This is a genomic window from Cupriavidus sp. CuC1 (assembly GCF_044627735.1).
GTDB lineage: Bacteria > Pseudomonadota > Gammaproteobacteria > Burkholderiales > Burkholderiaceae > Cupriavidus > Cupriavidus ulmosensis.
The window spans coordinates 79,114-93,026 of the sequence record NZ_JBIUHC010000004.1; the positions used below are offsets into that span (position 1 = coordinate 79,114).

General features: G+C 67.0%; 10 protein-coding genes. 8 read left to right on the forward strand and 2 right to left on the reverse strand.

The features are described 5' to 3' along the window. Window positions 1–12 precede the first annotated feature (12 nt). The 8 genes from ACGLHR_RS02700 (at window position 13) to ACGLHR_RS02735 (ending at window position 13,151) form a co-directional block, all read left to right on the forward strand. Entirely contained in the window at window positions 13–429 is a 417-nt protein-coding gene (locus ACGLHR_RS02700) for a F0F1 ATP synthase subunit epsilon (RefSeq protein ID WP_267604782.1), read from the forward strand. Between the two features lie 748 nt (window positions 430–1,177). Beyond that, complete coding sequence (locus tag ACGLHR_RS02705; protein WP_400091693.1) at window positions 1,178–2,200, forward strand: RsiV family protein; 1,023 nt, start codon at window positions 1,178–1,180, stop codon at window positions 2,198–2,200. A 5-nt stretch (window positions 2,201–2,205) separates the two neighbouring features. Next, a complete protein-coding gene (locus ACGLHR_RS02710; RefSeq protein ID WP_400091783.1) occupies window positions 2,206–2,628 on the forward strand; it encodes a CoA-binding protein in 423 nt (140 codons plus the stop codon). Window positions 2,629–2,687: 59 nt separating this feature from the next. Next, window positions 2,688–3,644: an alpha/beta hydrolase gene (locus ACGLHR_RS02715; protein WP_400091694.1), complete on the forward strand. Its 957-nt coding sequence runs from the start codon at window positions 2,688–2,690 to the stop codon at window positions 3,642–3,644. 47 nt (window positions 3,645–3,691) lie between these two features. Further along, window positions 3,692–4,789, forward strand: a complete 1,098-nt coding sequence (gene hemE, locus ACGLHR_RS02720; protein WP_400091695.1) for a uroporphyrinogen decarboxylase — start codon at window positions 3,692–3,694, stop codon at window positions 4,787–4,789. A 571-nt stretch (window positions 4,790–5,360) separates the two neighbouring features. Further along, window positions 5,361–7,670, forward strand: coding sequence for a primosomal protein N' (locus ACGLHR_RS02725; RefSeq protein ID WP_400091697.1), 2,310 nt, complete (start codon window positions 5,361–5,363; stop codon window positions 7,668–7,670). Window positions 7,671–7,852: 182 nt separating this feature from the next. Beyond that, the gene (gene putA, locus ACGLHR_RS02730) at window positions 7,853–11,854 is read left to right on the forward strand and encodes a trifunctional transcriptional regulator/proline dehydrogenase/L-glutamate gamma-semialdehyde dehydrogenase (protein WP_400091700.1); all 4,002 of its coding nucleotides are present in this window, start codon (window positions 7,853–7,855) and stop codon (window positions 11,852–11,854) included. A 145-nt stretch (window positions 11,855–11,999) separates the two neighbouring features. Next, the gene (locus ACGLHR_RS02735) at window positions 12,000–13,151 is read left to right on the forward strand and encodes a branched-chain amino acid ABC transporter substrate-binding protein (RefSeq protein WP_267604770.1); all 1,152 of its coding nucleotides are present in this window, start codon (window positions 12,000–12,002) and stop codon (window positions 13,149–13,151) included. A 176-nt stretch (window positions 13,152–13,327) separates the two neighbouring features. On the opposite strand, the gene ACGLHR_RS02740 is transcribed toward ACGLHR_RS02735, so the two are convergent. Both ACGLHR_RS02740 and ACGLHR_RS02745 read right to left on the reverse strand, forming a co-directional pair. Continuing rightward, window positions 13,328–13,651, reverse strand: a complete 324-nt coding sequence (locus tag ACGLHR_RS02740; RefSeq protein WP_267604768.1) for a type II toxin-antitoxin system RelE/ParE family toxin — start codon at window positions 13,649–13,651, stop codon at window positions 13,328–13,330. Next, a complete protein-coding gene (locus ACGLHR_RS02745) occupies window positions 13,652–13,903 on the reverse strand; it encodes a type II toxin-antitoxin system Phd/YefM family antitoxin (RefSeq protein ID WP_400091704.1) in 252 nt (83 codons plus the stop codon). Window positions 13,904–13,913 lie beyond the last annotated feature (10 nt).

The window sequence follows — 13,913 nt, forward strand, 5'->3', positions numbered from 1 at the left end:
AAAGGAATTCACATGGCAACCATTCTTGTAGACGTCGTCAGCGCCGAATCGTCGATCTTCTCCGGTCAGGCGAAGTTCGTGGCGCTGCCGGGCGAGTCGGGCGAGTTGGGTATCCTGCCGGGCCATACGCCGCTGATTACGCGTATCCAGCCGGGCGCGGTGCGCATCGAGAAGGAAGACGGCAGCGAAGAGTTCGTGTTCGTGGCCGGCGGCATTCTCGAAGTCCAGCCCAAGCACGTCACCGTGCTGGCGGACACCGCTATCCGCGGCAGCGACCTCGACGAAGCCAAGGCGCAGCAAGCCAAGCGCGCCGCCGAGGAGCTGATGCAGAACCAGAGCGGCGATCTCGACCTGGCACGTGCGCAGGGCGAGCTGGCTGTGGCTACTGCGCAGCTGGCTGCCATCGCGCGCCTGCGCCGGAAACGGTAAGAAAAGCAGGGCCGCCGCAGCTGTTGTTTTTTTGGCGGCGGCGAAAAAAAGGCAGCTGCGAGGCTGCCTTTTTTTTATGCCAACGACTATTCTGTCGGCTCAGGACAAAAAAAAGCGCGCGGGCCGGGGAGGCTCCGCGCGGACGGGAAAATCCCTTCGAGGGGTCAATTCGAAGGAACGGGTAAGGTCCAGGTCAACCAACAGGCGCTAACCACATTCTTTGTGGCCCAGCACCCGGTCAGGCGGCATTGATCGCATTCAGACGATCCAACCAGCCGGAACCGGCAAGCGCCAACATCATCTCAACCTGGTACACCGATCACAGGCATCGCCTGCGATCCGGTCAATCTGGGTGGGAATGCTTCCTTAGGCTTTCTTCACTGACGCCCTCCCTTTCTGTTTGGGGGAGGGAACGCCTTTCACAAAAACTGATTGTGTTAAAGCATTGTGGGGGAAACTTTTGGGGATGGCAGTAACAAAATGTATCGGTTTGCAAGAAGTTGAAAGCGCGGTAACTAAATAAGTGTCTAAATAGGCATGTTAGACCACATGTCACCGCGCTCGCTGCCAGGCGGCGGGAACATCACCATGCGGCGCGGGTCCGATAGCATTCGCTGATCCTGCCATCCGCCTTGCGGTCCGGCCACCGACTGCCATGCCGCTTTCCTTCCCCTTTTACTCCTTTTGCCCCTTTGCCCAGGCCCCCGGCCATATCGCGAGAGGCCTTGTCCAGCATAGGCTGGCGGCGTTGCTGGCCACGTCTTTCATCGCGGCTGGCCAGGTTGGCGCGGCCGAGCCGCAAGCGCCCGCCGGTGTGCTTTGGCAGGGGGAGCTCGACGGCCACGTACAGGTATCGCTAACGATATTTCCACGCGCGGGGACTGGCGGGATCGACGGCACGGCCCGTTACGATTCAATGCTCGCCGCCGCGCCGCGTCAACTCGATGGCCAATTGACATCCGATGGACGGTTGAGTGTGCACGAGCGCGCTACCGGCCAGGCGCCTGTTGAGTATCCCGAAGCCCGCGATGGTGCACGTTTCGAGGGCATCGTCTCCTCCGATGGGTTGAGTGTCAGCGGGGAATGGATGAATACCGACGGTACCCGCCGCCAGGCGTTGACGCTCACGCGCAAGGCAATCTATCGCGAGCGCACCATGGATGTGGCTGGTGCGCGTCTTACCGAACGTTATCCCGAAACCGGCCGCCCACGCCTGGACGCGCTGATTACGTCACTGCGTGCCGGCGGCTGCGGCCAGGGAGAGCAGGAGTGCCGCAGCGCGATCGAGCTGATGCGGCTGGATGCCGGCAATGTCAGCCTGCTGCGTACCACCTGGCGCTACAGCGGTGGCGCGCATGGCAGCCTCGACTACGTGAGTGGCACCTGGCGGCGTCATGCCCCTGAGAGTGCAACGGCATCCGCGCCAGCTGCCCGGCCGGTCTATCGCCCGGTCGGGCTGGCCGATCTCCTGCAGCCGGGCGAGGCCTGCCTGCAAAAATTCAACGACGAGATACAGGCCGCACTGAAGCGGCAGGGCGCAGCCGAGCCCGCGCGTGGCGTGTTCGACGCACCTGCCCTGCAGGAATCGCGCGTCCCGTTTACCCTGTACCGCGGTGGCGTGGTGTTGCACTACGCCCCTTATGCGGTCGGCCCGTTTGCGCAGGGCTCTTACCAGGTGGCGGTGCCGTTCGCGCGGCTGGGCAGCTGTGCCCGCCCGGGGGGCACCGGCCGCGATCAGTCCCCCGAACCCAACGAGAAGGAATCGACGTGAGCGAGATGCAGACTGCCATACGCGGCATGCTGGCGATGAAGACGGTAGCCGTGGCCGGCCTGTCCGGGCACCCGGACAGGCCCAGCCATGAAGTCGCCGCCTACCTGCAGCGCCACGGCTATCGCATTGTCCCCGTCAATCCGCGCCATGCGGGCGAGCACATCCTGGGCGAGACCTGCCACGCCAGCCTGGCCGAGGCTGCTGCGGCCTTGGCCAAGTCGGGGCAGCGCATCGAGTGGGTCGATATCTTCCGCCGCGCCCCCGATGTGCCGCCGGTGGTCGAGGATGCCATCGCGATCGGCGCGCGAGGCGTCTGGCTGCAACTCGGCATCGTCAACGACAAGGCCTTTGCCCGGGCCACTGCCGCCGGGTTGCTGGCGGTGCAGGATCGCTGCAGCAAGATCGAGCTGATGCGCCAGGTTGCCTGATCCCGCTAAACTAGCCACCCTAGCTCCCAATCCCGCTCCCAATCCAGCCCCAAGCAGCCATGGCCATCGATCCCCAGCTTCTCGACTACTACCGCCGGCTCTCCGAACGCTACGCCGGCCAGCCCGAGCCGGCCGACGCCGCGGGCCGCCGCGCGCGCTTCGCCGAGATCGCGGCAACTTCGGTCGTGCCCGACCCGGAAGGCATCCAGGCCACCGACATGGAGCTGGCGTTGCCCGGCCGCACGCTGGCGGCGCGGTTGTTCCGCCCGGGGGGCGTGGCCGAGCCGCGCCTGATCGTCTATTTCCACGGTGGCGGCTGGGTGCTGGGCTCGCATGACACGCATCACAGCGTGGCAGCGATGCTCGCCGCCGACACCGGCTGCGCGGTGGCCAGCGTTGACTACCGGCTGGCGCCGGAGCATCCGTTCCCCGCACCGTGCGATGACGCGCTGCAGGCGGTGCTGTGGTTTGCCGAGCAACGTGTCCGGTTGCGCCTGGACGCAGGCTTCCTGGCCGTGGCGGGCGACAGCGCGGGCGGGCACCTGGCGGCGCAGGCCGCGCGCTGGGCCAATGCGCACGGGCGCCCCGGCCTGGTCAACGCCCAGTTGCTGATCTATCCAGTGGCCGCGCCGGTGCTGGCCAGCGAAAGCTATCGCGCCTTCGCGGATGGCCCCGGACTCACCCGCGACGAGATGGCCTGGTTCTGGACGGCATTCATCGGCGCCGAGCGCCTTGCCGCCGGCGCCGCCATCGAAGACACGCGCATCCACCTGATGGGCGCCGCGCCACAGCACCTGCCTCCGGCCAGCGTGGTGATGGTTGCCGCCCACGACGTGCTTCGTGACGACGGCCTGGCCTACGCCGACTACCTGGTGCGCTACGGCGCGCCGGTGATCACGCTGGAGGCAAGCGGCATGACGCACGGCTTTGCCCGCCTGCAGCCCGACGCCCCGCGCGCGCGCGAATGGATGCGCCGCGCCGCGCAGGCCTTCAAGGAACTGGCGGCGGATATCTAAGCTGCCGGCAGCGGCCGGCCATCCCGTAAAATGGCGGTCTTACGAGGATGACCATGACCGCATTGCAGAACGATACCTTCCTGCGCGCGCTGCGCCGGCAACCGACCGAGTACACCCCGCTGTGGCTGATGCGTCAGGCGGGGCGCTACCTGCCCGAATACAATGCCACGCGCGCTCGCGCCGGCAGCTTCCTGGGCTTGGCCAAGAACCCGGCCTACGCGACCGAGGTTACCCTGCAACCCCTCGAGCGCTATCCGCTCGACGCGGCCATCCTCTTCTCCGACATCCTGACCGTGCCCGATGCCATGGGGCTCGGGCTGTCGTTCGCGCAGGGCGAAGGCCCGCGCTTTGCCCACCCGCTGCGCACCGAGGGCGACGTCAAGAAGCTGGCGGTGCCGGATATGGCCTCGCTGTCCTACGTGTTCGACGCGGTCAGCGAGATTCGCCGGGCGCTGGTGCAGGACGGCCGCCAGCGCGTGCCGCTGATCGGCTTCTCGGGCAGCCCCTGGACGCTGGCCTGCTACATGGTCGAGGGCGCCGGCTCCTCCGATTTCCGCACGGTCAAGGCCATGATGTACAGCCGCCCCGACCTGATGCACCGCATCCTGGAGATCAACGCGCAGGCCGTGTCGGCCTACCTGAATGCGCAGATCGAGGCAGGTGCCCAGGCCGTGATGCTGTTCGATACCTGGGGCGGCACGCTGGCAGACGGCATGTATCAGGCGTTCTCCCTGGCCTATATGCGCAAGGTGCTGGCCGGACTGAAGCGCGAGCACAACGGCGAGCAGGTGCCGGCCATCGTGTTCACCAAGGGCGGCGGCTTGTGGCTGGAAGCGCTCACCGAGATCGGCGCCGATGCGCTCGGCCTGGACTGGACGGTCAACCTGGCGCAGGCGCGCCGCCGCACTGGCGGCAAGGTGGCCCTGCAGGGCAACATCGACCCCAATGTGCTGTTTGCGCCGGAAGCCGCGATTCGCGAGCAGGTGCGTGGCGTGCTCGACAGCTACGCCGCCGGCGGCGGCTGCGACGGACACGTCTTCAACCTCGGCCATGGCATCTCCCAGTTCACCCCGCCGGAGAATGTGACGGTGCTGGTGGACGAGGTGCATCGCTACAGCCGGCAGCTGCGCACCGCGGCAAGGTGACAGCGGATGCACGTCTTCCCTCCCTCCCGGGGGTACCGCCTGTGCGGCGCAGCGAGCCAGCCTCGCGCGCCGCATCGGGACGCTCGGGTGCCGGGGGAGGCTTGCCCGAAGCGCTGTCAAGTAAACTATTTTGCAATATTTCGCCCTTTCGGTGCCGGTTCGCGCTTGTCAAGGCTTGACTTATGCACATCAATGGGTTTTCCGCAGTGCAAGACCGGGTTAGTCCTTAACTCATCTGAGGGAGGTCGCCAAGTCCTTGATTTACAAGGCATTGCATCTAGCCACGCACAGGCTGGAATGCCCGTGGGAGCCTTGTTTTACGGGGCTTGGCAGAAACTCCGGACGAGTTTTCAACAAAGTTATCCACAGGCGGTGCCCGGGGCCGGGAAAACCAGCCATCTATCATCGACTTAGGGGCACATTTGAAGCGTTACTTTAAGTTGATGTTGCACCGCACACTTATTTTGTCTGGAAAGCGGCTCAGTCCCGGTCTGCACACACATTGGGCTTGCTCGCCCCAATCTGGACCGTACCCACCGCTGCGCTGGATGATCGGCCCGGGAGGCGCGGCGTGACGTCGCCGGCGATCCCCGACGAAGCCGGGGCGGCCGCCACAGGGCCCTCCGGCCGAGCACCGCTTGCCGTGGTGCAGGTGGCGCTCGATACGCCGGCTGACGATGTCTTCGATTACCTTGCTGGCCCGGAAGTGCAGCCCGGCGAACTGGTCACGGTGCCGTTCGGCCGCCGTACGCTGGTCGGCGTGGCCGTATCGCGTTGCGCGCACTCCGATGTACCCGCCGACAAGCTGCGCGCCGTGGCGCAGCGCCTGGACTGGCTGCCGCCGCTTGGCGCCCACTGGATCGCGCTGGCGGGTTTTGCCGCTCGCTATTACCACCGCTGCCTCGGCGAAGTCATGCTGCCCGCGCTGCCCCCCGCATTGCGCGAGGCCGACGGCTGGGTGCGGCTGGCACTGCGTGCCCGCAGCGAACACTACCGCATAGCCCCGGGGCAGGGCGAGGCGCTGTTGGCGGCGGTGCCGCCGCGCGCCCGCACCGTGCTGGCGCTGGCTCAGGCGCTGGTGGCTGCAGCCAGGCAAGGGCAGGCGGTATCCGCCGCCGAGGCGCGCGTGCTCTGCAGCGCGGCGCCGTCGCGCCTGGCGGAGTGGGCCGAGGCCGGCTGGGTGACCTCCGAGCGGGCCGACCAGCCCTTGCTGGGCGCGCCCTCGGCTGCCGAGCCGTCCACCGCGCCGCCGCTGCACGAAGAGCAGCGCGTGGCCGTGGAGGCGATCGGGCAGGCCAAGGGATTTGCGCCTTTCCTCCTCCATGGCGTCACCGGCAGCGGCAAGACCGAGGTCTACCTGCACGCCATGGCCGAAGTGCTGGCGCGCGATGCGCAGGCGCAGGTGCTGATGCTGGTGCCCGAGATCAACCTCACCCCGCAGCTGCAAGGCCGGATTGCCTCGCGCTTCCCCCATCTGCCGCTCGCAGTGCTGCACAGCGGCCTGGCCGACCAGGAGCGCACCCTGCAGTGGCTGGCCGCGCACCGCGGCGAGGCCCGCATCGTGTTGGGCACGCGGCTGGCGGTGCTGGCTTCGCTGCCGCACCTGGCGCTGATCGTGGTCGACGAGGAGCACGACACCTCCTACAAGCAGCAGGAAGGCCTGCGCTACTCCGCACGCGACCTGGCCGTATGGCGGGCCAAGCAGCTCGGCGCGGCCGTGGTGCTGGGCTCCGCCACGCCGTCCATGGAGTCCTGGTGGCGCGCGGAGCAGGGCACCTACCGCAAGCTGGTGCTGCGCGAGCGTGCCCAGACCGACGCCAGGCTGCCCACGGTACGCCTGATCGATATCAACCAGGAACGCCAGCGCCAGCGCGCTCTCTACGAAGGCCTGTCGGTGCCGTTGCTCAACGCCATCGAGGCCCGCCTGCAGCGCGGCGAACAGAGCCTGCTGTTCCTGAACCGGCGCGGCTACGCCCCGGTGCTCGCTTGCGACAGCTGCGGCTGGCTCTCCGGCTGCCCGCGCTGCTCGGCCTATATGGTGCTGCACCGGCCTGAGCGCCGCCTGCGCTGCCACCATTGCGGCCTGGAATCCCCGGTGCCGCATCACTGCCCGGATTGCGGCAATGTGGACGTGGCGCCGCTTGGACGAGGCACTCAGCGCATCGAGGAAGCCCTGGCCGCCCGCTTCCCGCAAGCCCGCATTGCCCGCATCGACGCCGATTCCACGCGCCGCAAGGGCAGTGCCCAGGCCATGTTCGATGAGGTCCACGCGGGCGAGGTTGACATCCTGGTCGGCACCCAGATGGTGGCCAAGGGGCACGACTTCCAGCGCGTGACCCTGGTCGGCATCGTCCATCCGGACGCCGCCATGTTCAGCCACGATTTCCGCGCGGCCGAGCACTTGTTTGCCTCCCTGATGCAGGTGGCAGGGCGCGCCGGAAGGGCAGGGCTGGCGGGCGAGGTGCTGATCCAGACCCGCTATCCCGATGCATCGGCATTGCAGGCATTGGTACGCCATGACTATGATGGATTCGCGGCGACCCAGTTGCGCGAGCGCCGCCAGGCCGGGTTGCCCCCGTTTGCCTACCAGGTGCTCGTCACGGCCGACCATGCCGAGCTGGAGCGTGCGCTGGCGTTCCTCCAGAGCGCACGGAATCGTGCCGATGCGTGCCGGATGGCGCCGGAGGTGCAACTCCATGATCCGGTACCGATGTCGATGGTGCGGGTGGCTAACCGGGAGCGGGCGCAGATGTTGGTGGAAAGCACTTCACGCCTTGCGTTGCAACGATTCATCAGCGAGTGGGTGCAAACTTTCGGCGAGGCGCTGGCCGATGCCAAGGGCGTTCGCTGGCAACTGGAGATTGATCCCTTGCGAATCTGAGTAACGTTCGGAAGCGCTCGGGCCAGCGCAGCACATGGTACGGTGCAACCACATTTTCAACAGGACATGAGTGGTTGTACCTAGTTGCACCTTTGGTTTGCCCCGGAGTATGATCGCGCCAATCTGCAGGTTTCCCCGCGGTAACGGAAACCAGCGTCCGCGTCTTACGGAGAATCAAGCGCATGGCCACCACCACCCTCGGCGTCAAACTCGACGACGCCTCCCGCGAGCGCCTCAAGCGTGTTGCCCAGTCGATCGACCGCACGCCGCACTGGCTGATCAAGCAGGCGATCTTCACTTACCTTGAGCAAGTCGAGCGGGGCCACATCCCGCATGAGACCAGTGCCGCCGGTACGGGGAGCGAGGGTGCGGCGGATGGCGCCGATGGCTTTGACGGCGCCACCGGCGACGGCGCTGTGCAGCCTTTCCTGGAATTCGCCCAGAGCGTGCAGCCGCAGTCGGTGCTGCGCGCGGCGATCACAGCCGGTTACCGCCGCCCGGAGTCCGAGTGCGTGCCGGTGCTGCTGGAGCAGGCCCGGCTGCCGCATCAGCAGGCCGAAGCCGCCCTGGCCATGGCCCGGACCCTGGCCACGCGGCTGCGCGAGCGCAAGGTCGGCACAGGCCGCGAAGGGCTGGTGCAGGGGTTGATCCAGGAATTCTCGCTGTCGTCGCAGGAAGGCGTGGCGCTGATGTGCCTGGCCGAGGCGCTGCTGCGCATTCCCGACAAGGCCACCCGCGACGCGCTGATCCGCGACAAGATCAGCGGCGCCAACTGGCAGTCCCACCTGGGCCAGAGCCCGTCGGTGTTCGTCAACGCCGCCACCTGGGGCTTGCTGTTTACCGGCAGGCTGGTGGCCACCCATACCGAGGCCGGCCTGTCCAAGGCGCTGACCCGCATCATCGGCAAGGGCGGCGAGCCGCTGATCCGCAAGGGCGTGGACATGGCGATGCGCCTGATGGGCGAGCAGTTCGTCACCGGCGAGACCATTTCCGAGGCGCTCGCCAACGCGCGCAAGTACGAGGCCGAGGGCTTCCGTTACTCCTACGACATGCTGGGCGAGGCGGCCATGACCGAGGCCGACGCGCAGCGCTACCTGGCCTCCTACCAGCAGGCCATCAACGCCATCGGCCAGGCTTCGCGCGGGCGCGGCATCTATGAAGGCCCGGGCATCTCGATCAAGCTCTCGGCGCTGCATCCGCGCTACAGCCGCGCGCAGCACGAGCGCGTCATCAGCGAGCTGTACGGCCGCCTCAAGTCGCTGACCTTGCTGGCCCGCCAGTACGACATCGGCATCAATATCGACGCCGAGGAAGCCGATCGCCTGGAAATCTCGCTCGACCTGCTCGAGCGCCTGTGCTTCGAGCCCGAGCTGGCCGGCTGGAACGGCATCGGCTTCGTGGTGCAGGGCTACCAGAAGCGCTGCCCGTTCGTGATCGACTACCTGATCGACCTGGCCCGCCGCAGCCGCCACCGCCTGATGATCCGCCTGGTCAAGGGCGCGTACTGGGACAGCGAGATCAAGCGCGCCCAGGTGGACGGGCTGGAGGGCTATCCGGTCTACACGCGCAAGGTCTATACCGACGTGTCCTACGTGGCCTGCGCGCGCAAGCTGCTGTCGGTGCCGGACGTGATCTACCCGCAGTTCGCTACCCATAATGCCCACACGCTGGCGGCCATCTACCAGATCGCCGGCCACAACTACTATCCTGGCCAGTACGAGTTCCAGTGCCTGCACGGCATGGGCGAGCCGCTGTACGACCAGGTGGTCGGCCCGCTGGCCGACGGCAAGTTCAACCGCCCGTGCCGGATCTACGCGCCGGTCGGCACGCACGAGACGCTACTGGCCTACCTGGTGCGCCGCCTGCTGGAAAACGGCGCCAACACATCCTTCGTCAACCGCATCGCCGACGACACCATCTCGCTGGACGAGCTGGTGGCCGACCCGGTCGCCGTGGTCGAGCAGATGCACGCCGAGGAAGGCACGCTGGGCCTGCCGCACCCGCGCATTGCGCAGCCGCGCAACCTCTACGGCGAGTCGCGCGCCAATTCCGCCGGCATCGACCTGTCCAACGAGCATCGCCTGGCTTCGCTGTCGTCCGCGCTGCTGGCCGGCACCAGCGAGGCGGTCACCGCCGTGCCGCTGCTGGGCACGCAAGCCGCCACCGGCGAGGACGCCAACCAGCCGGCGCCCGTGCGCAACCCATCCGACCTGCGCGACGTGGTCGGCCATGTCACCGAAGCCAGCATGGCCGAAGTGGAAGCCGCGCTGCAGGCCGCCGTCAACGCCGCGCCGATCTGGCAGGCGACCCCGGCCGATGTGCGCGCCGCCGCGCTGGAACGCGCCGCGGAACTGATGGAAGCGCAGATGCAGTCCCTGATGGGCATCATCATGCGCGAGGCCGGCAAGACGTTCTCCAATGCCATCGCCGAAGTGCGCGAGGCGGTGGACTTCCTGCGCTATTACGCCGCGCAGGTGCGTGAAACGTTCTCCAGCGACACCCATCGCCCGCTCGGCCCCGTGGTCTGCATCAGCCCGTGGAATTTCCCGCTGGCCATCTTTACCGGCCAGGTCGCGGCCGCGCTGGCTGCCGGCAACACCGTGCTGGCCAAGCCCGCCGAGCAGACCCCGCTGATTGCCGCCCAGGCCGTGCGCCTGCTGCGCGAGGCCGGCGTGCCGGCCGGCGCGGTGCAACTGCTGCCGGGCCGTGGCGAAACCGTGGGCGCAGCGCTGGTGGGCGACGCCCGCGTCAAGGGCGTGATGTTCACTGGCTCCACCGAAGTGGCGCGCCTGTTGCAACGCAGCGTGGCCGGCCGCCTGGACGCCGCCGGCCGCCCGGTACCGCTGATCGCCGAGACCGGCGGCCAGAACGCGATGATCGTGGACTCCTCCGCGCTGGCCGAGCAAGTGGTTGGCGACGTGGTGAACTCCGCCTTCGACTCGGCCGGCCAGCGCTGCTCTGCGCTGCGCGTGCTGTGCCTGCAGGAAGAGGTGGCCGACCGCGTGCTGGAAATGCTCAAAGGCGCCATGAATGAGCTCACCATGGGCAACCCGGACCGCCTGTCCACCGACGTCGGCCCGGTGATCGACGAGGAGGCGCGCGGCAACATCGTGCGCCATATCGACGCCATGCGTGCCAAGGGCCGCCGTGTCCACCAGGCCGACCCGGATGGCGCGGCCAGCGCGGCCTGCCGCAATGGCACCTTCGTCTCGCCGACGCTGATCGAGCTCGACAGCATCGAAGAGCTGCAGCGCGAAGTCTTTGGCCCCGTGCTGCACGTGGTGCGCTACCCGCGCGCCGGCCTCGACACGCTGCTTGAGCAGATCAACGGCACCGGCTACGGCCTGACCATGGGCATCCACACCCGCATCGACGAGACCATCGAGCACATCGTCGAGCGCGCGGAAGTGGGCAACCTCTACGTCAACCGCAATATCGTGGGCGCGGTGGTGGGCGTGCAGCCCTTCGGCGGCGAAGGCCTGTCCGGCACCGGCCCCAAGGCGGGCGGCCCGCTGTACCTGCACCGCCTGTTGTCGGTCTGCCCGCAGGACGCCGTGGCCCGCGTGGTGCGCGCCTCCGACACCCTCGGCGGCGCCGATGAGACCAGCCCGGTGCGCCGCACGCTGACCGAGGCACTGGGTACGCTCAAGGAATGGGCGCAGCGCGAGAGCGCGGCGCTGCCCGAACTGGCGGCGGCGTGCGAGCGCTTTGCCACGGCCTCGGCGGCCGGCCTGTCGGTCACGCTGCCCGGCCCCACCGGGGAGCGCAACACTTATACCCTGCTGCCGCGTGCAGCCGTGCTGTGCCTGGCCCAGCAGGAGGCCGACCTGGCCGTCCAGCTGGCGGCGGTACTGGCGGCCGGCAGCCAGGCTGTGTGGGTTGAAAGCCCCATGGCCCGGGCCCTGTTTGCCCGCCTGCCCAAGGCAGTACAATCGCGCGTCCGCCTGGTGGCCGACTGGTCGGCCAGCGACACCGGCTTCGACGCGGTCCTGCACCATGGCGATTCCGACCAGTTGCGCGCCGTGTGCGAGCAGCTGGCCACGCGCCCGGGCCCCATTATTTCGGTGCAAGGCCTGGCGCACGGTGAACCGAATGTAGCCATCGAGCGTTTGTTGATCGAGCGTTCGCTGTCCGTCAATACGGCGGCAGCGGGCGGCAATGCCAGTTTGATGACGATCGGCTAACCGCCGGGCGTTGATCGAAGCGACGCGAGGCAGCGGCGATCCCGCAGACCTCGCGTATTTGAAAATCGGGAAGCGTTTCGCGCCACACCCGGACGCGTCCAAAAACGCAGCAAAGGCTATAGAGAATAGCCACCAAGGAGAACAGATGAACTCGACTTTCCACAAGACGGCCCTGACCGTTGCCCTGTCCGTCGCTGGCCTTTGCGCCACCTCGGCTGCCTTCGCCCAAGCGCAGGAAATCAAGCTGGGCTTTGCCGCGCCGATGACCGGCGGCCAAGCGCAATACGGCAAGGACATGCAGAACGGCGTCGTCCTCGCCATCGAGGAAATGAACGCGACCAAGCCCAAGATCGGCGGCAAGGACGTCAAGTTCGTACTGCTCTCCGAGGACGACGCAGCTGACCCCAAGACCGGCTCGGTGGTCGCGCAGAAGCTGGTCGACAACGGCATCCAGGGCATGCTGGGCCACTTCAACTCCGGCACCAGCATCCCCGCCTCGATGGTCTACAACCGCGCCGGCATCCCCCAGATCGCCATGGCAACGGCGCCTGAGTACACCCGCCAGGGCTTCAAGACCACCTTCCGCATGATGACCTCCGACACCCAGCAGGGCTCGGTGATCGGTGCCTTCGTGGTGAAGAAGCTGGGCGCCAAGAGCATCGCCATCGTCGACGACCGCACTGCCTACGGCCAAGGCCTGGCAGACGAGTTCGAGAAGGCCGCCAAGGCTGCCGGCGGCAAGATCGTGCGCCGCGAGTTCACCAACGACAAGGCGGTGGACTTCAAGGCCGTGCTGACCAACATCAAGCGCAGCAACCCGGACGTGATCTTCTTCGGCGGCGCCGAGACGCAATCCGCACCGATGGCCAAGCAGGTCAAGGAACTCGGCATGAAGTCGCCGGTGGTGTCGGGCGAAATGTCGAAGACCGACAACTTCCTGAAGCTGGCCGGCCCTGCTGCCGAGGGCACGGTCGTGTCGCTGGCCGGCCTGCCGCTGGAGCAGATGCCCGGTGGCACCACCTACGAGAAGAAGTACGAGAAGCGCTTCGGCGGCAAGGTGCAGACCTACTCGCCGTACGCCTATGACGGTGCCACGGCCATGATGACCGCCATGGTCAAGGCCGGCTCGGCCGATCCGGCGCGCTACCTGCCGGTGCTGGCGGCCACCAACATGCAAGGCGTGACCACCAAGACCCTGGCCTACGACGCGCGCGGCGACCTGAAGGACGGCGGCATTACCGTCTACAAGGTGGTTGGCGGGAAATGGACCGTGCTGGAGACGGTGGGCGGCAAGTAAGCCATCCTCTCCATGGAACGACAACGCCAGCCTGCTGGCTTAGCCGTTCGGTCAAAGCGTTGATCGCGCCCTCGAGGGGGCGCAATACGCCTCAGTCAACGACTGGGGCGCTTCTTTTCCCAAGGTAGGATCTGCCGTGACCCAGGGGGGCGGGCCTGTCCTGACGCCACATGCCCTCAGTCCTCCTCGACGTCGAAGTCCCGGCCACCCTCCCACGCAGCCGCTGCATCCTCGTAGATGCCACCATCGCGCCGGCCTACCGCCAGAACGATGATGTCGGGCGGGTTTTCGTTGTCGCGGACCAGGTAGACCAGTCGGTACCCGACGCCACGCAACTTGATCTTGTAGCAATCAATGAGCGGTGGCCGGAGTTCGGCGCCCGGAATCCTTGGCGTCGCCACGCGCTTCTTCAGTGCATCCTTGAAAAGCGCTTTGACCGAACCGTCGAGCTTCGCCCAATCCTTGAGTGCCTCCGGGACGAACCGTAGTTCGTGGGCCATTTACAGGTCGTCGATGTTGACTTTGACCGCGCGGCTCACTGACTTGAGCCGGGCCTGCACCAGGCTCTCCAGCTGTCGCTCATCGTACAGCTCGGCCATCTTGGCCATGAACTCCGGAGATACCGTGTAGAACGCGGGCCGGTTGTGGTTCAGGACAGCCACAGGCTGGCCTTGGGCCTCTTCAACAACCTTGCTGGGATTTTGCTTGAATTCCGAGATGCTGACGGTCAGCAGGCTATGGATGATTTCCATCAAAAGCTCC

What these genes read in the sequence shown, in the direction of transcription:
- ACGLHR_RS02700 (WP_267604782.1), top strand. Translation starts at nt 13, where the DNA reads ATGGCAACCATTCTTGTAGACGTCGTCAGCGCCGAATCGTCGATCTTC.
- ACGLHR_RS02710 (WP_400091783.1), top strand. Translation starts at nt 2,206, where the DNA reads ATGCAGACTGCCATACGCGGCATGCTGGCGATGAAGACGGTAGCCGTG.
- ACGLHR_RS02715 (WP_400091694.1), top strand. Translation starts at nt 2,688, where the DNA reads ATGGCCATCGATCCCCAGCTTCTCGACTACTACCGCCGGCTCTCCGAA.
- hemE (WP_400091695.1), top strand. Translation starts at nt 3,692, where the DNA reads ATGACCATGACCGCATTGCAGAACGATACCTTCCTGCGCGCGCTGCGC.
- putA (WP_400091700.1), top strand. Translation starts at nt 7,853, where the DNA reads ATGGCCACCACCACCCTCGGCGTCAAACTCGACGACGCCTCCCGCGAG.
- ACGLHR_RS02735 (WP_267604770.1), top strand. Translation starts at nt 12,000, where the DNA reads ATGAACTCGACTTTCCACAAGACGGCCCTGACCGTTGCCCTGTCCGTC.
- ACGLHR_RS02740 (WP_267604768.1), bottom strand. Translation starts at nt 13,651, where the DNA reads ATGGCCCACGAACTACGGTTCGTCCCGGAGGCACTCAAGGATTGGGCG.
- ACGLHR_RS02745 (WP_400091704.1), bottom strand. Translation starts at nt 13,903, where the DNA reads ATGGAAATCATCCATAGCCTGCTGACCGTCAGCATCTCGGAATTCAAG.